Source organism: [Flexibacter] sp. ATCC 35208, assembly GCF_001975825.1.
Lineage (GTDB): Bacteria > Bacteroidota > Bacteroidia > Chitinophagales > Chitinophagaceae > Chitinophaga.
In genome coordinates this window covers 118,293-144,346 of sequence record NZ_MTKN01000008.1, presented here as the reverse complement: position 1 = coordinate 144,346, position 26,054 = coordinate 118,293, and the positions used below count along the sequence as shown (strand labels likewise).

Sequence of the window (26,054 nt, the reverse complement as noted above, 5' to 3'; positions counted from 1 at the left end):
GAGAATCATTCTACATCTTGAATGTATAATCTATGCCAATTTTTAGGCTATCCGTGAAAACCCTATATTCCATTTGACGCAGTCAGAATAATAGGTTCCCCACTCGTTACAAGCACAGTATGCTCATGCTGGGCCACAAAACTGCCATCTTTGGTCACCAGTGTCCAGCCATCCCCCAATGTTTCAGCATAGTTAGCCCCGGTAGAGATAAAGGTCTCGATCGCAACCACAGAATTGCTGCGGAAACGGGTTCTGTTGAACCGGTCATAGAAGTTAGGGATCTCTCTAGGCGCTTCGTGCAGACTTCTGCCTATACCGTGCCCCACCAGGTTCCTGATTACCCTGTATCCTTTTTCTCTGGCGGCATCTTCCACAATACGGCCAATGTGGGAGAGGCGTACACCATCGCTGATATTGCTGATAGCTTTGTGCAGGATTTCGATAGAGGCATTGACAAGACGGGCATGGTGGTGAATATCTTCGCCTAAAATGAAGGAACCGCCATTGTCAGCATAGTATCCCGCCAGTTCTGCGGACACATCCACATTTACCAGGTCGCCGGGTTGTAAAATTCTCTTTGCAGAAGGGATACCGTGGGCAACTTCATTGTTCACGCTGATGCAGGTAAACCCAGGAAATCCGTAAGTGATTTTTGGTGCTGATCTGGCGCCCATTTGTTGTAATAAGGCGCCCCCATACTCATCCAGTTCTTTCGTAGACATGCCGGGTGCGGCATATTGACGCATCTGCTGCAACACTTTGCCAACTACTTCACTGATGGCCTGCATGCCGGTTAGTTCTGTTGTGGATGTAATGGACATAATTTCTCCTTTTTTGCTGAAAATGGATTTGGTGAATGGGCTTCCCCTTAAGGAAATTATTTCCTGAAAATGAGGCGTATACCTGCTGGCAAATCGCTTTTTTTTCAGAAAAACCCCTGCTGATTTCCACTTTCAGGAATGTATTAAATCAGTTTTTCAAGGCAGGCTATGATGCTGGCATGGATGTCTGCAATGGTACGCATCTCGTTTGCCCCATTATAGCATACTATTTTGGTAATGGCAGGGTCTGTATCTGCCAGGATTTCGTATTCTTTTTTCACCGCGAGCTGGAGGGAGAAGTCCTTTTCATGGATATCTTCCTTACCATTCAGGTAGCTGCGGTCTTCATTTTTCATTCTTTTGGTCAGAGCCTGCTCGGTGTGGGAGAAAGGCACATCCAGGTAAATGGAGAGGTCTGGCTGGGGAATACGGTTGTATTCATATTCAAACATGTTGATCCAGTCCCGCAATTCCTGTTTTTCCGCATCAGTATTCAGTTTAGCACACTGAAAGGCGATATTGGACAATACATACCTGTCAACCAGCACAGTATAGCCATCAGCCAGCCATTCGTTGATAGTGCTGGCAAAGTCTTTTCTGTCTTCTGCAAAAATAAGGGCCACCAATTGTGGGTGTACATTTTTCACATCGCCGAACTCACCGCGCAGGAATTTAGCTACCAGGTCGCCAAATACGCCTCCGTTCTGACTTCTTGGGAAGTGTACGAAGCGGGTTTCTATACCCTGCTGGTGGTAATAATTGGTCAATAAGTCAATCTGGGTCGATTTTCCTGCCCCATCTAATCCTTCGATGGCTATAAATCTGCTCTTCTGCATTGATCTGGTTTAGGGGGTAAAGATATTACATCCGGTTCAGGTTTGTGAATCCGGGTTGAGTTGGATATCCGGTTCAGAGGTAGCATATCCTGCACATGAACATATAGGTGACCCGGTGGTAACTCATAGATAAGCCGTAGATAACCCGCCTCTATATAGATGCGGGTTATCTACGGCTTATGGGCGGCTTATAGGCGGGTTATAGACGGGTTATCTCCGGGAGAGACCTATGGATGATACTTATAGACGAAGGTGTTATTTGCTATATAGGCTTTAACATAACCTTAAGGGAGTTAAACATTATTTTTAATGTCTATAATCCAGTGACTTTATGCCCTACATTGAAAAAGAAATTATCCACTTATTTGACTATACCATACATCCTTCATCCAGTGAGCGGTTGTATCAGATCTTTTCGGTACCCCGATTGTCGTTTTCTGCGACTTTGGAGCGGCAGCAGTTATTACAGGCATTTTTGTTTTACTGGGAGCGGATACAGGGTTTTACCTATCATAAGGCAGACTTGCAGGAGGTGTATCAGTTCACTACCTATGTCGAGCAGCCGGAGAGTACTATTGGTCAATATTTTGGGAAGGACAGGTACCAGTTGCAGGGGAGGTGTTTACAAACGATCCGGTTGCTTCGTAATATTTATGGGAAATACCTGCTTCCATTGCATGGCATACCATTGCTGGAAGATTTTGCCGGGTCGGCCAAGGAACTGTATGAAACATTGGAGATTGATAAACTCCCCAAAGAACTGACCTTTCAGCAGACATTTTCTTTTGCCCGCAAACTGGTGGCATGCAGGGAGAGGAACCTGACAGCCAGGTTCTGGGATTCGCTGTTTGAATATGAGGCATGGTGGTCACTGGCCATGGGTACGATTAAGTACGGATTTACTATTCCTTCCTTTTCTGCAGATAATTTTGTGATAGAGGAGTTCTGGCACCCTATGGTAACAAATCCGGTCAAAAACAACCTGCAAACGACGAGTAATATGATTGTATTGACAGGGCCGAATATGTCGGGAAAATCGACGACTTTAAAGGCGATAGGGCTGTGTGTATCTTTGGCACATATCGGGTTGGCAGTGCCGGCGGAGAATTGTAGGATACCGTTTTATGACCAGGTGTTAGTGGCGATCAATGTGACGGATGATCTGAAGAATGGATTTAGTCATTTTATGCAGGAGATCGTGCACCTTAAAAATACGGCCATACAGGCGAAGGCGGGGCAGCGGTGCTTTGCCATATTTGATGAGATATTCAGGGGTACGAATATAGATGATGCGATGGAGGTGACGTTTACTACCATTAAAGGGTTGAGTCAGTTCAGGCAATGTCATTTTATTATTTCGACACATTTGTACCAGTTGCAGGGCTTATTACCTTCGGAATTATACGAACCGTATCAGTTACGAGCAGGCATACAGGATGGGGTACCAGTGAATAGTTATCGACTGGATAGGGGTTGGTCTGACCTGAAGTTCGGCAGACTTATTTTTGAGAAAGAAGGGTTGAGTCAGTTGCTGGAATAGCGGGTTGGTTCAACAGAAGAGCCCTGGCCCACAGCAATTTTTGGGAGGCTCATTTTTTGCTCAACAGCCACTAATTTGGATGACCATTTTTGCTCAATAGCCACTAATTTGGATGACCATTTTTGGATGCTTAATTACCAATTCTCTTTGCAGCAATTTTGCGGTAAGCTTTTAGATATTTGTTTAATCTGGCTATGTCTTTTTCAGTTACTTCCGGGATGCGTTTTATATCCATATTATCCGTGAGATCGTTCATTTTTACAGCGCAGGATAATGGATTTTGTAAGGTACGATCTACAAAATGATCATAGTCTTCATCTTCTGATAGTTTAGTAACCCCTTTTAATGCTTCCAGTAGTTTTGGCGGCAGCCCTTCAGCAGCGAGCTTTTCAAAAGTCCAGTCTGTATCTTCGACTACATCGTGGAGTGCGCCTACAATTTTTTCTTCTACTGTAATACCCATGTTCATGACTCTTAATACATGTCCGATATAAGGGGCTCCGTACTTATCTTTCTGACCGTGATGGGCTGCAACGGCGATTTCAATAGCTCTTTCCAATGTCATTGTAAAACGGTTTTTCAATCGCTTCAAGTTAGTGCAATTTGCTTAATAAATAATTTACGATCAGCAGGGAAAGTACATTCATTCCAGTAGCCTATCTATAAGCATGTAACCATTGTTGCCAGTCAGGAGCATTGCCTGTCAATTGTAAAAACAACCCGCCTGTAATACATACGCCTAATGCAATAGATATTTGTTGAAAAGTAACGTATGTACCAGCAGCTGTACCCGCCAGTGATATTTGCTTTAATGCTAATAGTAGGCAGAAAATCGGCTATGGCCTCGTTTCCGGAACACCCGTTTTTTTCTTTAACTGTGATGTAGATAACCGGAAAAGCGCTTGATCTCCTTTTGCCCGGATTATCGCAAAGCCTTTATCATCAACACCTCTTTCATATAATATTCCTGATAATTGTCGCTCTGTTTGACTTAACTTTTCCCTTGCTTTCACTCTTTCAAATTCCAGCAATCTTTGTTCAATTATTTCTGCTCTTCGTGTTTGGACAGCAAAATAAGTCTGTGCAAAGGCAACTTCCGGCTTTCTGGAATCTCCATTTTGTGCTCTCAAGTAGCAGGCATAGCGTATAAGCATAATATCTGTATTTCCTGTTGAGCTCCTTTTCCTGCCTCGATCACCTTCCTGACGTCGGGAAAGTGATCCTCTATTTTCCCACCAGCATTACTTTGTGCAAATCCTGTGCAAATGAAAAAAGGCTTTTAGCAATTCAGCTAAAAGCCTTTACCATCTTGTGCTCCCAACAGGGCATGATCCTGTGGCCCCCTGACTATGAGTCAGGTGCTATGGTAAAAAAACAGGAAGCCTATTTATTAGACCTCCTATTTAATTTGTCACTTTAATAATGATATCTACATTGTAAGATAAGAATAGCATCATCCAATACTTTATACACTAACCGATGCTCTTGATCTATTCTTCGAGACCAGCAACCCGTTAAATTTTCCTTGAGTGCTTCTGGTTTTCCCAAACCTTCAAATGGCTGACGCATTGTATCTTTTATCAGCTCATTAATTTTCTTGAGGATCTTCTTATCTGTCTTTTGCCAATACAAATAATCCTCCCACCCGTTTTGGTCCCAACTTAATTTCATTAATCGTCGATTAATTCATGTTCTTCATTAATACCATTATTTGTTCTTTCAATCGCCTCCATTAAACGAGTTCTGTTTTTCTCTGACTTCATAAGGTGTAATGTTTCCAAAATGGAATTATATTCTTCCAAAGAAATAATTACAACACTTTTATCTCCGCCTCTGGGCACAATAAGCGTATCATGGTTTTCTGTTACATTATCCAAATGCGCTTTTAGTTGTTGCCTAAACTCGCTATAGTTTACAACTTGCATAAACACGTTATTTTAAAATATGTCTGAGCATAAAAAATGCTCAGAATGAAAAAAGTATCGCAAATACGTACTTAAATCCGTACAAAAGTACGAAATAACTTTGAGATGAACAAGTAAAAAACAAAAAGCCTCCGGCGCATTGCCGAAGGCTTTTTGTTTGTGCTCCCAACAGGGCATGATCCTGTGACCCCCTGATTATGAGTCAGGTGCTCTAACCAACTGAGCTATAGGAGCTGTTCTTTTCAGAACGAAATTATATATGTAAACTTTCTCGGGTCCCTTTGCGGGACGGCGAAATTACTTAAAATTTATTCAATTTTCCCAAACCCCAGGTAAAAATTTTTATTCTACCTCCTCTACCTCTATATAGAAATTCTCTTCATCTATCTCGAAGTCCGCTGCTGCCTGATTACGAAGGGTCAGTGTTTTCCATTCAGTAGTAGGGTATATAAATTCATGGTTTTTAATTTTCACCGGCATCCGGAAATAGGGAACATCAGCCACCCAGCGATAACGGACCATGAGGGTGGTCCCTTTTTCGGAGAGGGAATATTCTAAACGGGGAACCCGGGTGTAATGAAGGTATTGATTGAATAAATAGTGGTAATCGTTTCCTGTGAAGTCGCAGATAAACTGTTCCAACTCATCAGCAGATAGGGTCTGATAGCGAAAATGTTGTTGGATAGCTAATAGTAAGCGATTCCAGCAGGAAGGGTCATTGATCACATTCTGTAAGGTGAACAATAGCAGACTTCCTTTTGTGTACATGTCGCTAATGTCATAGAAGATATTATTCACATTGTATACGCCGGTGACCGGTCGTTTGTTTTGTACCTGTTCCCGCTGGTCGTTTAGAAACTGGCGGGCAGCGGCTTCGCCATCGCGGCAACCGATGTAGATGCTTTCTGCATAGGTGGCGAAGGCTTCATGGATCCACATGTCTGCCATATCCTTACAACTAATGTTGTTTCCCCACCACTCATGGGCCGATTCATGCCAGACCACAGCCGCGAATTCGGGATGTGGGTCGTTGGGGATCCGACCTACACAGACACCGCTTTGGTGTTCCATGGGATAAAGGCTTTCTACTAAAGTAAAGCTGTCTCTGGGAAAGGGGTAGGGGCCGAAATGCTGCGAATAACAAGATAACATGGCGGGAACTTCTTTGAAGTATACTTTTGCCTGTTCCAGGTGGTAAGGCATGACATAATAGTTCACTCCCTGATCCCTGTAATGGGTATATCTTCCAATACTGAAGGTTACATTGTAATTATTAATAGGGTAACTAACAGCCCATTCGTACCTGGTTTTGTGATCAGAAAGAGGAATTTGGCGTTGTAACCGCCCATTGGAGACTTCGGAAAAACCGGAAGGGACGGTGATCCAGATCTCCATACTATCCGGTTCATCTGATAAATGATCCTTGCAGGGCCACCATAAGCTAGCCCCTGAACCCTGACAAACAACTTGTGCCCACGGATTGCCCAGGTCATCTTTGTCCCATAAGACGCCGCCGTTCATACTGATGCTTTTGTCCGGGACCTGAGGGATGCCTTCATAATAGATGGTGATTTCTTCTATTGAGCCGACAGGTTGCATGCCTGGAAATTTTACAAAGACAGCATTTGCATCGCGGGTGAAGGTCAAAGACTGGTTTTTGAACAGGATTTCGTTGATTTTCATATTTGCATATAAGTCGATCTGCATTTGATCGAAGGGAGATATGACTTTAAAGCGGATCTTATTGTTCCCACTGATGCGCCGGCGATCCAGGTCTATATCCGCATCCAGGTGGTAGAAAGTGACGTCATAGCAGGAGCGGAGTGGGGACAACATTCCCCTGAGTGTATCGGCCCGGGTAAAATGCTGGTGAGGAGCGGAAAGACCAGTAACTTGCTTTAGAGACAAAGACCTACTTTTTACCGACAGAAAAAAATCCGCCCGCCAGGCTACATCTTTTAAATGTCTCTTATTACTATTAATCACCGTCTCCCAATGCCGCCTTACATCCTGCAAATAATATTTCCCATTTTCCTGCTGATAAGTCACAATCATCCTAATCTGCTCAAAATCCATGGATGCTCTCATAATTTTTGACATTAAGGTATACCGGATCCCTCCTCTGCCATGCTTATTTACATGCCTGATCCCCGCCGGACTAGCCACTAACTCACACCTCACCAGCGCCAGACTGGCCGTATCAATAAATAACCGCCCACTCACCAACCCGTTCTTATTATTATTCTTAGGTACCACTGCTATTATTAGCTGGCGCCCACACAAGGTGTCTACATAATAATTATAGTATCGGAAGGAATTGGGGTTTAAAATAGCGTATCTGGTATTCGCATATTTAATAAGGTCTTCATGCAAGGCACCGGCTGGGGCATTGGAAATATTACTTATCCAGTTATAAAACTGAAAGTCAGGGTTGGAAAACATCTTTTTCCGGCCCACCTTCGTCACTTTCCACTGATCCCCCTTTATTTCCAGTTCGGATTCATTATAGTTGAGCGTATCACCCGCCAACCGGATATCTTCCTTATAAAAGGCCCTCATTGTCACCAGGCTGGTGTCATAGTTATTCGGAATAGCAGCGATCATTCTTTTGACTATCTCCAACCCCTGACCGGGGTGAACAGCGACCTCCCTGAGGTGAACTACCTGGGCAAAAAGTGAAGTGGGGAATAACAGGAGAAATAACCCTTTCAATAACCGGTGAAACAAATACTTCATGGCCTCTTTTTCCTGTAAAACAACAGGAATCTCCGCCACCAGTCTACTCAAATCCGGATTTGATCATTCATTTTGATGTATTCTTTAGGGCTCATCCCCATCCTATTTTTAAAAGCCCGCTGGAAAGTAGGAAGGGAATTAAACCCACAATCCAGGGCGAGGCCCATAATAGTAAGATGCTCAAACGACGGATCTGATACCTTTTCTTTGAACGCTTCTATGCGGTAATTATTGACAAACTCATTGAAGCTTTTATTCAAATGCTGGTTTAAAACCGCCGAAATAGTTTTGGCCGGGAGGCCGGTATGCTTAGACAATAAAGCAAGATTCAGGGAAGGATTTAAAAACAATTGGTCCTCTTCCATTGCCTTTTTCAGGAGAGGCACAGCTGTATCGATCAATTGAGACTGCAATGGGGCAGGGGTGGCCTTCACCTCCCGCACTGACATCAGCAATCCTTTTATGCCTAAAAAGTACACCAATACCACCATCGGAATATACACAGGGTACCAATCTACCGCATTCAACACATAATCAGTCAGTTGTGGAATGATATAGGGAATCAGATACAGTAGCCAGACTGCCTGAAACCCCATGAACGCCCCTGTAAACTGCTTCATCCACTGCAACCGGTCCTTATGCAGGTTGAACCTTTCCAGATAACGATAGGAAAGAAACAGGTAAATAGTGATCGACAACCAGCGGGGAATATCCGAATACACATTATAAGTATCAATAAAGAGCGCCCATGGGCGATTATTGTTCACAATTACCCCGGAAACTACCCCTACTACATAGATCACTGCCGTTACCTGGGGAACCACATCCACCACCACCGGCCAGAAATGCCGGCGATACCGCTGCGTAACCCGGAAATCCGGGTCGGTCACTGATCTGACATAGAAATACAAAAATGGTCCGATGGGCATAATGATGATCAGGGGTACAAAATTTAACATAAACCCAATCGGGATAGGTAACGAGGATAAATTACCCAGGTACATATTCAGACAAGCCAGGGTAATACACAGGATCAATCCCCCCAGCCACTGATTGGCGTACTTATTTTTAGAAGAATAGAAGAGTAATCCGCACATAATGAACCCTTGCAGGGTTCCCAGCAACATCAATGTATTGAACGCAAAGTGCATGGAATCAGGTTAAACAACCTGAAAATAAATAATTTTTTCCGCCGCAGACATTATAATTTGCAACTGCACAGCAATAGCATTCTAAGTATGAAAGGCATAAAAAACATCATATTCGACCTCGGCGGCGTAATCTTAAATATTGATTATCAGGCGACAAACAAGGCCTTTACAGACCTGGGGGTAACAGATTTTCACAGCCTGTTCAGCCAGTTCAAAGGCAATAAATTGTTCGACGACCTGGAAACGGGTAAGGTAAGTAATGAAGAGTTTTTGACGGAAATGCAGAAACATACCCCGGCTGGCACAACCGAACAACAGATTATTGATGCCTGGAATGCCATGCTGCTGGACTTTCCGTTGCGCAGACTACAGATATTGCAGCAATTGAGACAACATTACAACTTGTATTTGTTGAGTAATACCAATGCCATTCACATGGCAGCATTCAATAAAATCCTGGAAGAGAGTAGGGGAATCCCATCTTTGGCTGCTTTTTTTGACAAAGCATACTATTCTCACCTGATTGGCTACCGCAAACCAGATAAGGAATCATACCAGCTGGTGTTAGATGAGAACGGGTTGAAACCTGAAGAGACCTTATTTATAGATGACACCCTTCCTAATATAGAAGGGGCTACAGCGGTTGGGGTGCAGACCATTCACTTGCTTGCACCCAGAACCATTACAGACATTTTCAAATAGAATTTACTTGACGTCCTCAAAATCGAGGTAATCACCCTTGTCTATTTTAGGTTTAGCCTGCTGCTGGCCGCTGAAGTTATTCGGCTGTTGCTGCTGATGATACTGTTGTTCCTGTTCATATTGCTGGCGCATACGGTCCTGGATGTCTCCCATCTGGCGGCGTACCTGCCTGGCTGTCTGGTACATTGGTAATACAAGATTGAATACGAACTTGTAAAGTATATAGCAGATAAATAATAGAAATATAATCTTGAACATAGTACAAATGTAGCCCATAATCCGTTTCAGGGGCTGAAAGAGGGGGGTATTTTAAGATTCCTTTAACAGGTGGAAATGGTCAAAAATTAGATTAATAGGGGGAAAATCTCTCTTCTACTCCTAAAAAATCTAAAAAAACAGCGCCAGCACCACCGGCGCTGTAAAATCTTAGTACATTTTTAATAGGCTTGCGGCTTCCATAGCAGCCCCCTTATTAAATTCCCAGGCCAGTTTGCGGTGGTTAACAGCATCTACAATTGTCCCAATCAGGCACAGTCCGCCTGTGAATAAGTACAAAATACCCATGCCAACCTGATTAAGTATGAAGCGATGTATACCCGATACGCATACCAAACCCAGCAGGCAGCAAATGAGCACCGTCTGCGGATCTTTGCGGCGGGATTGATACAGGGCAATAAACTTCCGTTTATTGTCCTCACTATAATCTTTGGTGAGTTCCTGTAACCACAGGATCTCTTCCTGGTCAACGCCAGGCAACATGGCAAAGGAAAAATCGGTCATGTATGATGGTTTTTAAGTCTCAACTGTGATCTTCCAAGCTGAAAAGTTCTATGCAACAATACGGCTACAGCAAAAGGGCTTAACATGTGATGGTGGATCGCATTCTTCCAGTCCCCATGTAATAAATAATGAATGCCATGTCCCAACCCACACCCCGGGCACCAGGTAAATCCGAGCCACTTAAACGGGCAGAGGCTAAAGTTGCCATCTGCTGCCGGATTCATCCAATATAGCAAGATTAACGCTACTGGCCATATGATCAATTCTTTGTTAATTCGTTGTACGTGGTGAATAATTAACATATAAGAAACGGTCAAACGAAGTTATTAGATTTTGACGTAATCTGTGCAGATAGCGGATTTCCTAATGGAAATTATTTCATACAAGTTAAAGAAAATGCGCTTTGATCAAAATAAAATCCTAATTTTGCATAGGAAAATGATTCTAACGAAGGGGACTGAAAGTCCCCTTCTCGTTTTTTGTATGGCAAACGAACAAGTGATAACAAGCATCCGGGAGCATTTAGAAGAAATGCTTGCTGAATATCCGGAATATTTCGTGGTCGATATCAGGATTAAGCCCACTAATAATGTAAAGCTATTTGTGGATGGTGATAATGGTGTACCTGTGGATAAGCTGGTCTCATTCAACCGTAATTTATACGCAAGGCTGGAAGCCGCGGCGTTGTTTCCTGACAACGATTTCTCTCTGGAAGTCTCATCCCCTGGACTGGACGAACCACTGAAACTGCACCGTCAATTCGTAAAGAATATAGGTAGAAAGGTAGCAATAACCCTGCTGGATGGTTCCGAAAAGGAAGGCACCCTGCTGGCGGCTACTGATGAAGCCCTGACTATAGAGGAGACGATCGGTAAGAAAAAAGAGAAAAAAACTACTGACATAAACCTTAACGAAATCAAGCACACCAAAGTGTGCATCGTGTTTTAAAATATATAATATAAGCAAAACATGGCTAGTATTAATCTGATTGAGTCATTCACGGAGTTTAAAGAAGCAGAAAACATTGACCGTCCTACGTTAATGAAGGTGTTAGAAGATGTGTTTAAAACGCTTCTCCGTAAAAAGTATGGCTCTGATGAGAATTTTGACGTGATTGTAAATACTGAGAAAGGTGACCTGGAAATATTGCGCCGCCGTACCATTGTTAATGATGGTGAGGTAGAAGATGATAATGCACAGATCGCTTATTCTGAAGCCATTTTAGTAGAACCGGATTACCAGGTAGGTGAGGATTTGTACGAGGAAGTTGAGATCATGGATTTTGGCCGCAGAGCCATCCTGGCTGCTAAGCAGACATTGTCTGCACGTATCGGTGACCTGAAAAAGAACATTTTAGTAAAGAAATATGCGGATAGGGTAGGTGAAATTGTAACAGGTGAAGTCTACCAGGTTTGGAAAAAAGAAGTTTTATTGCTTGATGATGAAAGGAATGAGTTAATTTTACCTAAATCTGAACAGATTCCTACCGATTATTTCAAGAAAGGTGAAAATGTAAGGGCAGTAGTAAAAAAAGTGGAGATGAAGAACAACGCTCCGCTCATCATTCTCTCCCGCACCCATCCTACCTTCCTCGCTAAATTGCTGGAAATTGAAGTTCCGGAGATCTTTGACGGCCTGATTGTAATCAAGAAAATCGTTCGTGAGCCCGGAGAAAGAGCTAAAGTGGCAGTTGAATCATATGACGACCGTATCGACCCTGTTGGTGCCTGTGTGGGTATGAAAGGAAGCCGTATCCATGGCATAGTACGTGAACTGCGAAACGAAAATATTGATATCATTAACTATACTGCGAATATTCAACTGTTGATCCAGCGTGCGTTAACACCTGCGCGTATCAGCCGCATGGAAATAGATAATGAGAATAAATACGCATCCGTTTTTTTAAAGGCAGATCAGGTATCTCTGGCTATCGGTAAAAAAGGGGTAAATATTAAATTGGCCTGTGAATTGACCGGATATGAAATAGATGTATTCCGTGATGAGGAACAAGAGCAGGCTGAGTACGATATTGACCTTTCCGAATTCTCAGATGAGATCGAAGAATGGGTACTGGATGAACTCAAACGTATTGGTTGTGATACCGCCCGTAGCGTATTAGACCTGACTGTTGAAGAATTGGTACGTCGTTCTGATCTGGAAGAAGAAACTGTAAAGGACGTGAGAAGGATCCTGCAGGAAGAATTTGACAAAGAGTAAGACCGCACCTCCACTTCCCCGGGATGTGGGCTTACTTGACAGGATTTTTTTTAAGTTATTGTTAATTGTTAAAAAGGAGTCCCGTTGATAAACGGGAAAAAAGGGGAGGCCCGAGATTACAATATGCCTGAAGTAACAAACAACACGCCGCGATTGCTGGCAGCAGCGAAAGAGTTTAATATTGGAAAGGAAACGTTGATCGACTTCCTTTCTAATAAAGGCTATGACATGGATGGATTCGGTTCACCTAATGCACGCCTGACCTCTCAGATGTACACAGCTTTGCAATCTGAATTCCAACAGGACAAGGCTAATAAGCGTAAAAGCGATCAGATAGCCCTGCCCAAAGGAAGCGTGTTAGATGCAATGAAGAAGAAGGAAAAAGAAGAAGCAGAAGCAGCCGCTAAGAAGAAAGAAGCAGCTGCCAAGGAAGAGCAGCCCACAGCCCCGGTAGCAGAGGTACCAAAACCAGAAGCTAAACCAGAACCAAAGCCTGAGCCGAAGGTAGAACAGCCTAAAGCCGAGCCGAAGCCCGAACCCAAACCGGAGCCGAAGCCTGAGCCTAAACCAGAGCCTGTAAAGGCACCGGTTGCAGAAGTTCCTCCTGTTATAGTGAAGGAAGAAGTTAAACCGCAGCAACCGCCTGTAGCACCTGTCGCTGAAAAAGCGCCGGAACCAAAGCCACAACCGGAACCTGAAAAGAAACCAGATACTCCAAGAATCAATGGTCCTAAAATCATGGGCACTATCGACCTCGAGGCTCTGAACAGACATAATAATAAAAAACCTCAGCCTGCCGCAGCTAAAAGGCCAGAACAGGAAGAGAAACCACCGGTTGCAAAACAACCGGAACCGGTAGCTAAGGCGCAAGAGCCTGTACAGGTACCTCCTGTACAACAGCAAACTACTCCTCCGGTTCAAACTCCTGTTGCGACAGAAAAACCTGTCCAGCCAGAAGTAAAACCTACTCCGGTGCAACAACAACCAATAGAAAAAGAAAAAATTACAGCGCCTGCTGCTGAAAAAACTGCTCCAAAAGCTGTAGAAGAGAAACAGGCGCCAGCTACCGAAAAACCGGCAGCTGCTCAGGAAAAAACAAAAGAACCGGCTGCAAAAGAACAAATTAAGCCGGCCGCACACCATATGGACGTAGTTGCAGCAGCAGATATCACATCTGAGCAAGATGACAACACCGGTTCTGCCGTAATTGAAAACATTCAGGCAGAAAAATTAACTGGTCCTAAAGTCATCGGTAAAATCGACCTCCCCGTTCATCAGGAAAGGAGAGATCGTGACAATAAGGGCAATAATAACTTCAACCGCGGTGGCAATAATAATAATGCCGAAAACAACCGTAAACGTAAGCGTATAATTGTCGAAAAGAAACCTGAGCCTATCCAGCCAGGCGATGAAGCCAACAAGGGTGGCGAAGGTACTCATGGCAACAACCAGGGTGGTAACCGTGGTGGCCAGGGTCACCAGGGCGGTAACCGCGAGGGTGGTAACCGTAACTTCAACAGAGACAACCGTGGTGGTGGTGGTAACCGTGATCATAGTCACGGTGGCGGCCATAACAACAATAATAGTAGCAACACTAACCGTCCGGCTGGTCCTAGCAGACCTCATACCGCACCTAACCGTGACAACCGCCCAGGTGGTGGTCCAGGTCATCAGGGTGGTAACCGTGGTCCGGGTGGTCCAGGTCATCAGGGAGGCAATCGCGGTCCAGGTGGTGGTCAGGGTGGCAACCGTCCGGGTGGACAAGGTGGTGGTTACAACCGTAGTGGTGGCGGCCAATATGGCAATCGCCCAGGTGGTAGCAGCTATAACAACCGTAGCGGCAAGCCAGAAGATAAGGAGATCGACAAAAACGAAATCCAGAATAAGATCAAGGAAACCATGGCCAAAATGGGCGGTGGTGGAGGCCGAGGCAAAAACATCAAAGCAAAACAACGCCGTGAGAAACGTCATGAGCTCGCTGAGCAAATGGCAAATCAGGCCGGCGGTGACCACAAGCTGCAGGTTACTGAGTTCGTTTCTGTAAGCGAACTGGCCAACCTGATGGATGTAAGCTTTGCCGAGGTGATCTCAAAATGTATGGGACTGGGTATCATGGTATCCATCAACCAACGTCTGGATGCAGAAGTAATCGAACTGGTAGCTGGCGAGTTTGGCTATGAAGTAGAATTCATCGGTGTAGATGAATCCGACGACATAGAAGAAGAAGAAATCCAGGATAATGAAGAAGATCTGGTACCTAGAGCACCAATCGTTACCATCATGGGTCACGTTGACCACGGTAAAACTTCATTACTTGACTATATCCGTAATGCAAACGTAGTATCCGGTGAGGCCGGCGGTATCACCCAGCACATTGGTGCTTACCAGGTGACTACAGCTGCTGGCAAGCGCGTTACCTTCCTCGATACCCCTGGTCACGAAGCGTTTACAGCGATGCGTGCCCGTGGTGCCAAGGTGGCGGATATTGCAATCATCGTAATCGCTGCGGACGATGCTATCATGCCTCAAACACGTGAAGCAATCTCCCACTCACAGGCTGCTGGTCTGCCAATGATCTTTGCGATCAACAAGATCGATAAGGATGGCGCCAACCCGGAAAAAATCAAAGAACAACTGGCAGGTATGAACCTCCTGGTTGAAGATTGGGGTGGTAAATACCAAAGCCAGGAAATCTCAGCGAAGAGCGGTCTGAACATCGACGTATTATTGGAAAAGATCCTGCTCGAAGCAGAACTGCTGGAACTGAAAGCTAACCCGAACAGGGAAGGTTCCGGTAGCGTGATCGAAGCCTCTCTCGATAAAGGTCGTGGTTATGTAGCGACCCTGCTGGTACAAAATGGTACCCTCCGTCAGGGCGATACCATCGCTTCCGGTTCTAACTTCGGTAAGATCAAAGCGATGTTCAACGAACGCGGTCTGCGCGTTGACTCCGCCGGGCCATCTGCTCCTGTACAGGTGCTGGGTCTGAACGGTGCTCCACAGGCCGGTGAGAAATTCAGAATGTATGAAAATGAATCTGAAGCGAAGGAAACTGCAAACCGTCGTGCTCAGATCATCCGCGAACAAGGTATCCGTACTAAGAAACATATCACACTGGATGAAATTGGCCGCCGTCTGGCACTGGGCAACTTCAAACAACTGAACGTAATCATCAAGGGTGACTTCGATGGTTCTGTAGAAGCGCTGAGCGACTCCCTGCAGAAACTGTCTACCGAAGAAATCGTGGTGAGCGTTGTACACAAGGCAGTAGGTCAGATCACCGAATCCGACGTATTGCTGGCTACCGCATCCGATGCGATCATCCTCGGCTTCCAGGTTCGACCTTCTTCTCAGGCTAGCAAACTGGCAGAGAAAGAAAATATCGAAATCCGTACTTACTCCATCATCTATGACGCTATCGATGAACTGAAGAGCGCGATGGAAGGTATGCTGGAACCGAAGATCGAGAAGAAAGTGGTTGCGAACGTGGAAATCCGCGAAACCTACCGCTTCGACAAGGTTACCGTTGCAGGTTGCTTTGTACTGGATGGTAAGATCACCCGTAACACCCGTGTCAACCTGGTACGTGAAGGTATCGTGATCTACACCGGCGAACTTCAATCCCTGAAACGCTATAAGGACGATGTGAAGGAAGTTGCATCCAACATGGAGTGCGGTCTGAGTATCAAGAATTACAGCGACCTGAAAGTGGGCGATATCGTAGAAGGTTTCGAAGAAGTAGAAGTTAAACGTACGCTCTAATGCAGCCTGCACAAGGCTTTTACAGCAATAAAATTTTGTTAAAAAAATAAGCCGCTCTTACGCGGCTTATTTTTTGGTTATTTTTGAGACTCACTGTGCTATTTAATACTATGAATAAATTTTTGGCTTTTTCTGCAGTTGTGATGCTGCTCGGTCAGGTTGCTTCTGCGCAGCAGCGAATGGTGGCGGACAAAATTGCCGCTATTGTGGGAGATAAGATCATCCTGAGCTCCGATGTAGAAGGGGAACTGGTGAATATGCAACGCCAGATTCAGGACGGTAATCTGCCTCCTGATGCGGCTTGTACGATCATGGAACAGATCATTGCCCAAAAAGTAATGGTGATTCAGGCAGAGAGAGACAGCTTGCCCGTAAGTGAATCAGATGTGGATGGTCAGATCGACAACCGTATCCGCTACTTCGAGCAACTGTACGGTAGCCGTGAGAAAATGAAAGAAATAACCGGTTACTCCGTATACCAGCTGCGTGAGCGCTTCCGCCAGCCTATCAAAGAAGGGCTGCTGGCCAAGGCTATGCAGGACAAGATCACTAACTCTGTGAAAGTTACACCTTCTGAGGTGAAAAGATATTTTGACGGTATTCCTAAGGACAGCCTCAAATTTTATGAGTCTGAACTGGAAATCGGTCAACTGATCATCATTCCAAAGGCAACCAAAGAGATGGAACAATACACCATCGACCGCCTGAATGAGATCAAAAAAGATGTATTGGCAAAGAAAGCCGACTTCGGCCGCCAGGCCATCATGATCTCCGAAGATCCAGGTACCAAAGAAAATAATGGTATCTACATCCTGAACCGTACTGACAAACAGTGGGATCCTGAATTCCTTGCTGCCTCTTTCAGGCTCAAGGAAAATGAGATCTCTTCTCCTGTAAAAAGCCAGTTCGGTTACCACCTGATCCAGTGTCTGAAACGCCAGGGCGACAACATCACCGTACAGCACATCCTGCTTAAACCACTCGTTGGTAAGTCTGATATCGCTGCTGCAAAGGTGAAACTGGATAGCATTCGTCAACTCATCGTAAATGGTAAAATGAACTTCGGTGATGCTGTGAACAAATTCAGCGATGAGCAAATGGCCAAATTTACAGGTGGTATGTTGCAGAACAATGTAAGCGGCGGTACCCTGATCACTATGGACCAGCTGGATCAGCCATCAGAAAGAGCCATCGTTATGATGCTCGATACCCTGAAACCAGGCGGCATATCAGAACCTGTACAGTATGTAGACGAAGAAAGCAAAGCTACCCAGCTTCGTATCGTATACCTGAAAACACGTACCAACCCTCACCGCGAAAACCTGAATGACGATTACGCACGTATTCAACAGCGTACATTGGCCATCAAACAGGCAGAAGCAAGAGATAAATGGCTGAGAGAAACAATCCCTACATATTACATCCATGTAGATAATGAGTATAAGAAATGTGGGCATATAGCCAGATGGATGGGTGCAGTAGCACAGAAGTAATTACTGAAAAGGCGGATCAAATCGATCCGCCTTTTTGTTTAGGTTTTTTCAACGTAACTTCGCGCCTTCAATTCATAATGGGATGAGCGAAGCCATAAAACATGAATGCGGATTAGCATTTATAAGACTTAGGAAGCCTTTTTCTTATTATCAGCAACAATATGGAACGGTTTTCTACGGCCTCAACAAATTGTACCTGCTGATGGAAAAGCAGCATAACCGTGGACAGGATGGTGCAGGTATAGCCACTGTGAAGTTGAACACCGAACCCGGGGTTCCCTTCATGCACAGGCTTCGAAGCAGCGCTCCCCAAGCCATAGGAGACATCTTCGGCAAGGTAAGAGACGAAATCGACGAAATCGAAAAGTACCAACCGGAAATTACCAAGTACCCCGGCCTCATGAAAGGCCACATGCGTTTCCTCGGCGAAAACATGATGGGTCACCTCCGCTACGCCACTCAGGGTAAAAACAACGTAGAACTCTGCCACCCGTTCGTAAGATATAACACCATCCCCGCACGCAACCTCTCTATCGCAGGCAACTTCAACCTCGTAAATGCTGATGAACTGTTTAAGTTCGTAAATGTAGACCCGGGAGAAACTCACCGTAACAGTGACCTCGCGGCGATGCTGGAAGTTGTACACCACTTCCTGTGCAAAGAAGATGAAGTACGTCAGAACGGACTGGATGTGAAGAAGATCCTGAAGGATGCCTTCTCTATGTTCGACGGTGGTTATCACGTGTGTGGCCTGCTGGGTAGCGGCGATTCTTTCGTGATCCGCGATGGCCACGGTATCCGTCCTTCTTATTATTATGTGAATGACGAGGTGATCGTAGCCGCTTCTGAGCGTGCTGCCATCCGTACCGCATTCAATGTAGGTGAAAATGAAGTACACGAACTGATGCCAGGAAACGCCCTGATCGTAAAAGAAAACGGCGAATACAGCATTGAGCAGATCCTGGATCAGAAAGAACGTAAAGCTTGTAGCTTCGAGAGGATCTACTTCTCCCGTGGTAATGACGAAAAGATCTATAAAGAGCGTTCCCGCCTGGGTTACAACCTGGCTGAGCGGGTTCTTGCAGATATTAATAATGACCTGAAGAATACCATCTTCTCCTTTATTCCAAACACTGCTGAGATTGCCTTTTATGGTATGATCAAGGGTTTGGAAGACTACCTGAATAAAATCAAGGTAGAAAGGATCGTATCATGGGGCAAAGACTTCGATGAGGAAAAGCTGACTGAAATGGTGAACCGCCGTATCCGCATCGACAAAATTGCTATCAAAGACGTGAAGATGCGTACGTTCATCACTGCCGATACCAGCCGTAATGAGATGGTGCAGCACGTGTATGACATCACTTATGGTACTGTTCGTCCGGGTGTGGATACGCTGGTAGTGATCGATGACTCTATCGTAAGAGGTACCACCCTGCGTGAAAGCATTATCAAAATGCTGGACAGACTGGGTCCAAAACGTATTATTATCGTTTCTTCTGCTCCACAGATCCGTTATCCTGACTGCTATGGTATTGATATGAGCAAGATGGGTGATTTTGTGGCTTTCCAGGCAGCAATTGCCCTGCTGAAAGACCATGGTAAGGAGCATATACTGCAGGAAGCGTATGGTTTGTGCAATGAGTTACAACGTACAAATACATTGCATGCGCAGAACGTGGTGAGGAATATTTATAAACCATTTACTACTGAGCAGATTTCTGCAAAGATTGCAGAGATCATCACTCCGAAAGGAATAAGCGCAGAGGTAAATGTGATTTATCAGTCTATTGAGAGCCTGCACGAGGCTTGTCCTAATAACTTAGGGGATTGGTACTTTACAGGGAATTATCCGACACCGGGAGGGAATAGGGTAGTGAATAAGGCGTTTATGAACTTCATGGAAGGGAAGAACGAAAGAGGATACTAAAAATAAAGCCCGTTGCTACGCAACGGGCTTTATTTTTAGGCAGCACCTGCTACGGGCATTATTAATTTTATCTTAAATCAGGCTTTATGCAGCAGGCCACACCATGAAGTGATCCAGTTATTTCAGTAAATTAGTAAGTAACTAAAAGTCAATTATCAATAACAGGATGAAAACGTTACTGCTGATCCGCCACGCAAAATCTAGCTGGAATGATCCGGACGTAGATGATTTTGACCGGCCACTCAACAAACGGGGCAAACAAAACGCACCAGAAATGGCCACTCGCCTACACTCCAGGGGAATCGTTCCCGAACTCCTTATCGCCAGCCCCGCCAAACGCACCAAAACGACTGCCCGTCTCATGGCTAAAGAATGGCATTATGACAAAGATGCCATCCTGCTGGAAGACGAACTCTATCTTTGCTACGCCTCTACCTTCCTGAAAATGATCACTAAGATTGATGATGATATCGACACTGTCGCCATCTTCGCTCACAATCCAGGTATCACCGACTTCGCCAATTACATCACGCAGGAAATCAGGATAGACAATATCCCTACCACCGGCGTTTTTGCTGTAAAAGCTAATATCAATTCATGGAAAGAGTTTGACAGCGCCACCAAGAACTTTCTATTCTTTGACTATCCCAAAGCAGAAGTAGTCTAAGCCCCGTCCTGTTTCTCCCTATCTTAGTCTTTCTGAATCTTATTGTAGGATACTGTGATTCCTTTGATCAGTGAAGAACTGAATCCCTGGTGTTCCATCTCATTAAGACCTGCAATCGTACAACCTTTAGGGGTAGTCACCTTGTCGATCTCTTCTTCCGGATGGCGTTTCTCACGGATCAGCAATTCTGCCGCCCCCTTCACGGTTTGTGCCGCGATCAGGTTTGCCGTACGTACGTCAAAGCCGATTTCGATACCACCCTGGATGTTGGCCCTGATAAAACGCAGTGCATATGCAATACCACAGGCACCCAGTACCGTGGCCGCATCCATCAGCTTTTCGTCGATAGCTACGGTTACCCCCAGCTGGTCGAACATATCCTTCACATAATCCTGCAGCTCAGGCGCCACATTCTTGTAGCACACACAGGTCATTGACTCCTGAATAGCAATGGCTGTATTCGGCATGGCACGTACGACTGCGATACCGGTACCACCTACCTTTTCCAGGTCATCCATTAACACCCCAGTCATGACACTGATCAGCACCTGCCTGGATGGATCAAAGGCGGTCTGCACTTTGCTCAGTACATCTTTCCAGTTGTACGGCTTGAGGGCGATGACAACGATCTCCGCATCACGGATAGCGGCTTCGTTATCAGCAGTTGTATTGACACCGGCTGTCTGAAAGTCTTTCAGAGCCGTCACGTTTCTTCTGGTAATCGTCAGGTCGGCTGGTTGTGAAAACCCGCTTTTCAGTAAACCCTGTGCAATGGCAGCACCAAGATTGCCACCACCGATGATAGCTATTTTTTTGCTAGACATGTTGTTCACTATATGCTTTAAATCAAGGGGAAGGTATAACAAGATATGCAAATGTGCAAATGAATCAGCCACAATGGTTAGGCTCTTCGGGGGAAAATTTGTTACTTCGCATCCCAAAATCCTATGCAATGCCTAAACTTTTTTTTAGAGTGATCATGTGTATGCTCCTTTGTCTGTTTACTCAGACAATAGTGGCCAGCCCACCGAAGAAAATAAAAGGAAAGGTAGTGCGGATCATAGATGGAGATACATTTGAGGTACTGGTAAAAAAAGAGACGTTCCGCATCAGGCTTTCTGCGATCGATGCACCGGAGAAGGGGCAGGACTACTACCAGAAAAGCAAACAGGCATTGTCCGATTTGTGTTTCAACAAGATCGTAACGGTCGAACTGTTACGAAAAGACAGGTATCAGCGCTGGATAGGCGATGTCTATAGTAGCAAAGGTGAATACATTAATGGCTGGATGATAGCCGGAGGGCATGCCTGGCATTATACAGAATATTCTAAAAGTGCACCATTGGCCGCGGCACAGGCCACAGCCAAACGTAATAAACTGGGACTCTGGAAGCAGGGAAAACCTATCGCTCCCTGGGAGTTCCGCTCAGCCAAAAACAAAAACAGGAAGAAAAAGGCTGCTTAATTTACTACCCCCTTATATTGATATCCCTAAANNTTTAGGGATATCAATATAAGTGGAAATCTGTATTTAACTTATGTCAGTGAATACCAGCGATAAAGCCCTCACCGGCCATATGTTGTATATGCGCCTGCTGGAAGCCGGAGATGGGCACCAGCCGCTAGTCACCCTGCGATTTTTGCGGGGCGTACTCGAGCAGTTATTCCGGCATCTCACCAAAAATGAAGCCCGTAGCTTCAGCAACCTGTTTGCCCGTATGCAGTTCTACTTCGACAAGCACGGAGTAGCATCCAATCAACGGCGCCAACTGACCATTCTTCGCATTCTTACCACCAAAGCCATGATGGGCGGCCTCCGTGCCGATCAGCAGGATGCCCTGCTCTGTATCCGTACCCTGGCCGATGTCATTGAACAATATTACGAGGTTCCTCCCCCCGAAGCGCTGCTGGAACGTTGTGCCTCCGTAGCAGGAGAGACCCTGATACAGGGTCCGGTGGATGATAATCCGCTGGTGCCCCTCCTCAAATGCCTCGTTACCGGCGTAGGCCCTTTGCAAAAAACACCTGATGGTGTGGAGTCGTTTGTACTCCAGGGCAAAGATGATGAGGCAGGGGAGTTCCTGATCAACATTACTACTGTTTATCAGCCACATACTGCTGCCCTTCACAAACAGGTACGGGTATATGATACCCTCCATATTCTGCATGCAGATCGTGATGAGGCTACGGGCCAGTACGAAGCAGTGAAAGCCACCCGGTTTATACTGGAACCCGATCTCCTCATCGACATCAGTGATCTGGCAGAATGCTTTGGCCGCAGCGGCCCTAATCCGTTTTTATACTTAGTCAGGAAACTGGTACCACAAACGACCGGGTTGCCTGCTTTCAAGGGAAATATCGTCAACTCCCTGCTGGACAATGTGCTACGTCACCCGGATATGAAGCTCCGGGAATCCTTTGTAGAAGCAGTGGCCGAAAATGTATTGCAGGCGGCTGGCTATGGCAGACAGGAGCTGAACAGCATGTATGCCGACATCAGGGAAACGCACTGGCCAAATTTATTGGAGGCATCCAGGGAATTGAAAGACCGGCCGGTGAGAATAGAACCGACCTTCTTTTCTGCTTTATATGGCCTACAGGGCCGTCTGGATATCCTGGCAGAAGATGATACAGATCCTACCCGTAAGGAGATCTTTGAGCTCAAAAGTGGCAGGGCGCCGGATTTTGGAGCCTGGAAGAACCACGAAATGCAGGTAACAGGGTATAACCTGCTGCTACAATCTACTTTTGGCGATCAGCGCTGTGGCAGCTCTGCGATCCTGTATTCTTCTGCATCCAATAGCCCATTGCGCAACATGGCGAATAACCGCCCAGCGGAAAATGAGTTGCTCGCCCTGCGCAATGAAATCGTCTCCCAACTATTAAGACTCTCCTCAGGAGAATATGATATACTTGAAAAAATCACGACACTCGCTGGCGAAGGATTGCCTTCTTTCAGCGTAGTGCACTTTGCCAACTTCGAAGAAACTTATGGCAAGGCCAGTCCACTGCTAAGAAGCTACTATCAGCAGTTCCTTTCTTTCTTGCTCAGGGAGTTCCTGCTGGCCAAGTGTGGTATGTATGCCTCCATGCACAGGGAAGAAGATGCTGAAGGCTTTGCCGCTCTCTGGTTACAACCCGAATCGGAAAAGCTAACCCGGTTCACGATTATTCCCGGCCTCTGTTTCCAGAATTTTGATGAAGCCCAGAGTAGTGTTGTATTCACCATACAGGAGCCGGTGAATCATAACTTTCGCCCCGGGGATACTGCCATCATTTATCCAAGAGATACCACCGGACTGGCGCCATTGCAACACCAGATCCTGAAAGGCAGGGTAGATGAATTGCAGAAAGACAGGCTGACCTTTTCACTGAACAACCGACAGATCACCCACGACTTCTTTGCTCACCAGCAACAATGGGTGATCGAACACGATATTTATGAATCCAACTTCTGGATCTCAGCGACGGCGCTGTTTCATGTACTGGAACCCCGCTTTGCTGCCAGAATGGAGTTGTTACTGGGCATGCGGGAACCCGTCAGGGTGCCATTTCCGCTACCTGCCCCCACCATGTTCAACAGCAATCAGCAAGAGATCCTGCAGGCTGCGCTGGATGCCAAAGACTATTACCTGGTACAGGGACCTCCCGGTACCGGTAAGACATCCTCCCTGCTTACTTCGATGGTGACTTCTCTGGCAGCTGCCGGCACCCAGATGATGATCGTGGCTTTTACCAACAAGGCAGTAGACGAAATTTGCAAAAAGCTGGAAAGCAAAGGTGTACAATACCTGCGGTTGGGCGGCCGCCGTTCAGCAGCAGAAAATCAATTGAGAACCTATTGCCTGGAAGGGGATATTGCACAGGCCAGGGAGTACATTGCCAATCAGCAGATCTTTGTAGCTACGGTGGCAACGATGGCTACCCGGTTACCTAACCTGCAATTGCTGGGGGTTAAAACGGATACCCTCATTGTAGACGAGGCCTCTCAGTTGACGGAGCCACAGCTTTTAGGATTGGTGTTGCCTTTTCAGAAGTTTATCCTGATCGGAGATCAGAACCAGCTGCCACCAGTGGTCGCGCAGGCAGATAATTTCTGTATGACGGAAGAGCCCCTTTTACACAGTACAGGTATTACAGATCTGCGCTGCACACTATTCGAAAGGCTGATCCAGGCTTGTAAACAAAACGGCTGGCATCATGGCTGGGGCATGCTGAATACCCATTTCCGCATGCACAATGATATCGCAGACCTGATCAATCATTACTATGCTCACCAGTTATCGCCAGGCCAACCTTTACAGGCAGCTCCTTTTGTAAAGCAGGATGTAGCTGATGGCGACTGGCATCACATACTTTCACAAGGCAGAACCATCTTCCTGCCCAGTCCTATGGAGCCGACTTCCAAAATGCATCTGACAGAGGCACAACAGGTGGTATCACTGCTCACTTATCTACAGGAGAGCAGGGGAGCGGCTTTTAATAAAGAAACAGTGGGAGTAGTGACACCATGGCGCACCCAGATAAGTCTGATCAGAGAACTGATAGGCACTAACGAAGTACTACAAGCCATCAACATAGATACCGCTGAACGCTTCCAGGGCGCAGAGAATGATATCATCATCATATCACTGGCGGTATATCATCCTACTCAGTTGAATATGTTACAAAGCCTTGGCACTTTCAGATGGGAGGAGCATACGATAGAGGTAGACAGGAAGCTGCTGGTTACCCTATCACGGGCACGACAGCAGGTAATACTGATGGGATATGAGCCGGCACTGCGGAGTAGTATGCACTATAGCAAGGTGCTGGATAAGATCAGGGCACAATAAAAAATAAAGCCACCCGCCGTAAGGCAGATGGCTATATGTCAGACAACATCATATGATCATTCCTGACTAGTCAGGCTTTAATCCAGAGTAACATGGCTCCAGTTTTCACCGCTTTTGATACGGTATAACTGCATTTCGCTGATATCGAATTGTTCAGCGATCTGTTTCATGGTCTTGCGACCAGGTTTGGCCAGTAAGCGCTTGATGCTCTTAACTTTAGTAATGTTCAGTTTCAGACCTTTGACGCGGTTACGTTGTTTTTCCTTGTAAGCGAGTTTGGCGGGGCTGAATTGCTGGTGGGCTTCCATTTCTTCTTTGGTAGCCCATTGAAGGTTTGTGGTTTTGTTGTTCTTCTTGTCGTAATCGATGTGAATTACATACTTGTGAGAACGACCGGGTTTCTTGTTGAATAATTTCGCTACTTCTCTGTGGAGGTACAGTGACTGGTAACTATCAGCGGGTTTTACATTTAGCACGGTATAACCTTCGACGGTAGAGCCTGAGAGCAACTTACCGTCTGTTATATCTTCATAATAGCTAATCACTCTTCCCATGTTAGATACTGCATACTTTTTACGCAGGGCAGATTTGTTTTTGATCTGCAAGTCTTTCCAGACTTCATTTTTCAGATTTTTAATCGTGGCCATGTGAAAGAAAAT

The 26,054-nt window shown here is 45.6% G+C and carries 23 protein-coding genes and 1 tRNA gene; 10 read left to right on the top strand and 14 right to left on the bottom strand.

What is annotated here, in order from left to right; all coding sequences use genetic code 11:
- Positions 1 to 62: 62 nt before the first annotated feature.
- Positions 63 to 821 (bottom strand): type I methionyl aminopeptidase, encoded by a 759-nt coding sequence (map, locus tag BW716_RS07880; RefSeq protein ID WP_083721979.1) that lies wholly within the window; start codon positions 819 to 821, stop codon positions 63 to 65.
- A 143-nt stretch (positions 822 to 964) separates the two neighbouring features.
- Positions 965 to 1,657, bottom strand: coding sequence for a dTMP kinase (tmk, locus tag BW716_RS07875; protein WP_083721978.1), 693 nt, complete (start codon positions 1,655 to 1,657; stop codon positions 965 to 967).
- A gap of 331 nt (positions 1,658 to 1,988) precedes the next feature.
- Between tmk and BW716_RS07870 the strand changes: the two genes are divergently transcribed.
- Positions 1,989 to 3,197 carry a hypothetical protein gene (locus BW716_RS07870; RefSeq protein ID WP_083721977.1) on the top strand — a complete coding sequence of 403 codons (1,209 nt, stop codon included), beginning with the start codon at positions 1,989 to 1,991 and terminating at the stop codon, positions 3,195 to 3,197.
- A gap of 130 nt (positions 3,198 to 3,327) precedes the next feature.
- Here BW716_RS07870 and BW716_RS07865 read toward each other — a convergent pair whose 3' ends face one another.
- From BW716_RS07865 to BW716_RS07835, 7 genes are all read right to left on the bottom strand, one after another.
- Positions 3,328 to 3,762 (bottom strand): HD domain-containing protein, encoded by a 435-nt coding sequence (locus BW716_RS07865; protein WP_083721976.1) that lies wholly within the window; start codon positions 3,760 to 3,762, stop codon positions 3,328 to 3,330.
- Positions 3,763 to 4,033: 271 nt separating this feature from the next.
- Positions 4,034 to 4,351 carry a hypothetical protein gene (locus tag BW716_RS07860; protein ID WP_220388724.1) on the bottom strand — a complete coding sequence of 106 codons (318 nt, stop codon included), beginning with the start codon at positions 4,349 to 4,351 and terminating at the stop codon, positions 4,034 to 4,036.
- A 262-nt stretch (positions 4,352 to 4,613) separates the two neighbouring features.
- Positions 4,614 to 4,868 (bottom strand): Txe/YoeB family addiction module toxin, encoded by a 255-nt coding sequence (locus BW716_RS07855; RefSeq protein WP_083721975.1) that lies wholly within the window; start codon positions 4,866 to 4,868, stop codon positions 4,614 to 4,616.
- Positions 4,868 to 5,122: a type II toxin-antitoxin system Phd/YefM family antitoxin gene (locus BW716_RS07850; protein ID WP_083721974.1), complete on the bottom strand. Its 255-nt coding sequence runs from the start codon at positions 5,120 to 5,122 to the stop codon at positions 4,868 to 4,870. Before BW716_RS07850 ends, BW716_RS07855 begins: the two co-directional genes overlap by 1 nt.
- Before the next feature lie 160 nt (positions 5,123 to 5,282).
- Positions 5,283 to 5,356, bottom strand: a tRNA-Ile gene (locus BW716_RS07845).
- A 108-nt stretch (positions 5,357 to 5,464) separates the two neighbouring features.
- Positions 5,465 to 7,909, bottom strand: coding sequence for a M1 family metallopeptidase (locus tag BW716_RS07840; protein WP_143708777.1), 2,445 nt, complete (start codon positions 7,907 to 7,909; stop codon positions 5,465 to 5,467).
- Complete coding sequence (locus BW716_RS07835) at positions 7,906 to 9,009, bottom strand: AraC family transcriptional regulator (protein WP_083721972.1); 1,104 nt, start codon at positions 9,007 to 9,009, stop codon at positions 7,906 to 7,908. Before BW716_RS07835 ends, BW716_RS07840 begins: the two co-directional genes overlap by 4 nt.
- Positions 9,010 to 9,096: 87 nt before the next feature.
- Between BW716_RS07835 and BW716_RS07830 the strand changes: the two genes are divergently transcribed.
- The gene (locus BW716_RS07830; RefSeq protein ID WP_083721971.1) at positions 9,097 to 9,711 is read left to right on the top strand and encodes an HAD family phosphatase; all 615 of its coding nucleotides are present in this window, start codon (positions 9,097 to 9,099) and stop codon (positions 9,709 to 9,711) included.
- A gap of 3 nt (positions 9,712 to 9,714) precedes the next feature.
- Here the strand turns inward: BW716_RS07830 and BW716_RS07825 are convergent, their stop codons facing one another.
- From BW716_RS07825 to BW716_RS38950, 3 genes are all read right to left on the bottom strand, one after another.
- Positions 9,715 to 9,987, bottom strand: a complete 273-nt coding sequence (locus BW716_RS07825; protein ID WP_083721970.1) for a DUF4834 family protein — start codon at positions 9,985 to 9,987, stop codon at positions 9,715 to 9,717.
- A 150-nt stretch (positions 9,988 to 10,137) separates the two neighbouring features.
- Positions 10,138 to 10,491: a TM2 domain-containing protein gene (locus BW716_RS07820; RefSeq protein WP_179091036.1), complete on the bottom strand. Its 354-nt coding sequence runs from the start codon at positions 10,489 to 10,491 to the stop codon at positions 10,138 to 10,140.
- Positions 10,488 to 10,715 carry a DUF2752 domain-containing protein gene (locus tag BW716_RS38950; RefSeq protein WP_179091035.1) on the bottom strand — a complete coding sequence of 76 codons (228 nt, stop codon included), beginning with the start codon at positions 10,713 to 10,715 and terminating at the stop codon, positions 10,488 to 10,490. The genes BW716_RS07820 and BW716_RS38950 overlap by 4 nt, the downstream gene beginning before the upstream one ends.
- 259 nt (positions 10,716 to 10,974) lie before the next feature.
- Between BW716_RS38950 and rimP the strand changes: the two genes are divergently transcribed.
- From rimP to BW716_RS07785, 6 genes are all read left to right on the top strand, one after another.
- Complete coding sequence (gene rimP / locus BW716_RS07810; protein ID WP_235643549.1) at positions 10,975 to 11,439, top strand: ribosome maturation factor RimP; 465 nt, start codon at positions 10,975 to 10,977, stop codon at positions 11,437 to 11,439.
- A gap of 21 nt (positions 11,440 to 11,460) precedes the next feature.
- The gene (gene nusA / locus BW716_RS07805) at positions 11,461 to 12,708 is read left to right on the top strand and encodes a transcription termination factor NusA (RefSeq protein ID WP_083721968.1); all 1,248 of its coding nucleotides are present in this window, start codon (positions 11,461 to 11,463) and stop codon (positions 12,706 to 12,708) included.
- A 123-nt stretch (positions 12,709 to 12,831) separates the two neighbouring features.
- Positions 12,832 to 16,470 carry a translation initiation factor IF-2 gene (gene infB / locus BW716_RS07800; RefSeq protein WP_083722022.1) on the top strand — a complete coding sequence of 1,213 codons (3,639 nt, stop codon included), beginning with the start codon at positions 12,832 to 12,834 and terminating at the stop codon, positions 16,468 to 16,470.
- Between the two features lie 110 nt (positions 16,471 to 16,580).
- Entirely contained in the window at positions 16,581 to 17,963 is a 1,383-nt protein-coding gene (locus BW716_RS07795) for a peptidylprolyl isomerase (RefSeq protein WP_083721967.1), read from the top strand.
- 82 nt (positions 17,964 to 18,045) lie between these two features.
- Entirely contained in the window at positions 18,046 to 19,893 is a 1,848-nt protein-coding gene (locus BW716_RS07790) for an amidophosphoribosyltransferase (protein WP_083721966.1), read from the top strand.
- A 166-nt stretch (positions 19,894 to 20,059) separates the two neighbouring features.
- Positions 20,060 to 20,560, top strand: coding sequence for a histidine phosphatase family protein (locus tag BW716_RS07785; protein ID WP_083721965.1), 501 nt, complete (start codon positions 20,060 to 20,062; stop codon positions 20,558 to 20,560).
- A 23-nt stretch (positions 20,561 to 20,583) separates the two neighbouring features.
- Here BW716_RS07785 and proC read toward each other — a convergent pair whose 3' ends face one another.
- Entirely contained in the window at positions 20,584 to 21,384 is an 801-nt protein-coding gene (proC, locus tag BW716_RS07780; RefSeq protein WP_083722021.1) for a pyrroline-5-carboxylate reductase, read from the bottom strand.
- Positions 21,385 to 21,512: 128 nt separating this feature from the next.
- Between proC and BW716_RS07775 the strand changes: the two genes are divergently transcribed.
- Both BW716_RS07775 and BW716_RS07770 read left to right on the top strand, forming a co-directional pair.
- Positions 21,513 to 22,025 carry a thermonuclease family protein gene (locus BW716_RS07775; protein WP_179091034.1) on the top strand — a complete coding sequence of 171 codons (513 nt, stop codon included), beginning with the start codon at positions 21,513 to 21,515 and terminating at the stop codon, positions 22,023 to 22,025.
- Between the two features lie 73 nt (positions 22,026 to 22,098).
- Entirely contained in the window at positions 22,099 to 25,395 is a 3,297-nt protein-coding gene (locus BW716_RS07770) for a DEAD/DEAH box helicase (protein WP_083721963.1), read from the top strand.
- A 77-nt stretch (positions 25,396 to 25,472) separates the two neighbouring features.
- Here the strand turns inward: BW716_RS07770 and BW716_RS07765 are convergent, their stop codons facing one another.
- Positions 25,473 to 26,042 (bottom strand): NUMOD4 domain-containing protein, encoded by a 570-nt coding sequence (locus BW716_RS07765; RefSeq protein ID WP_083721962.1) that lies wholly within the window; start codon positions 26,040 to 26,042, stop codon positions 25,473 to 25,475.
- Between the last annotated feature and the right edge of the window lie 12 nt (positions 26,043 to 26,054).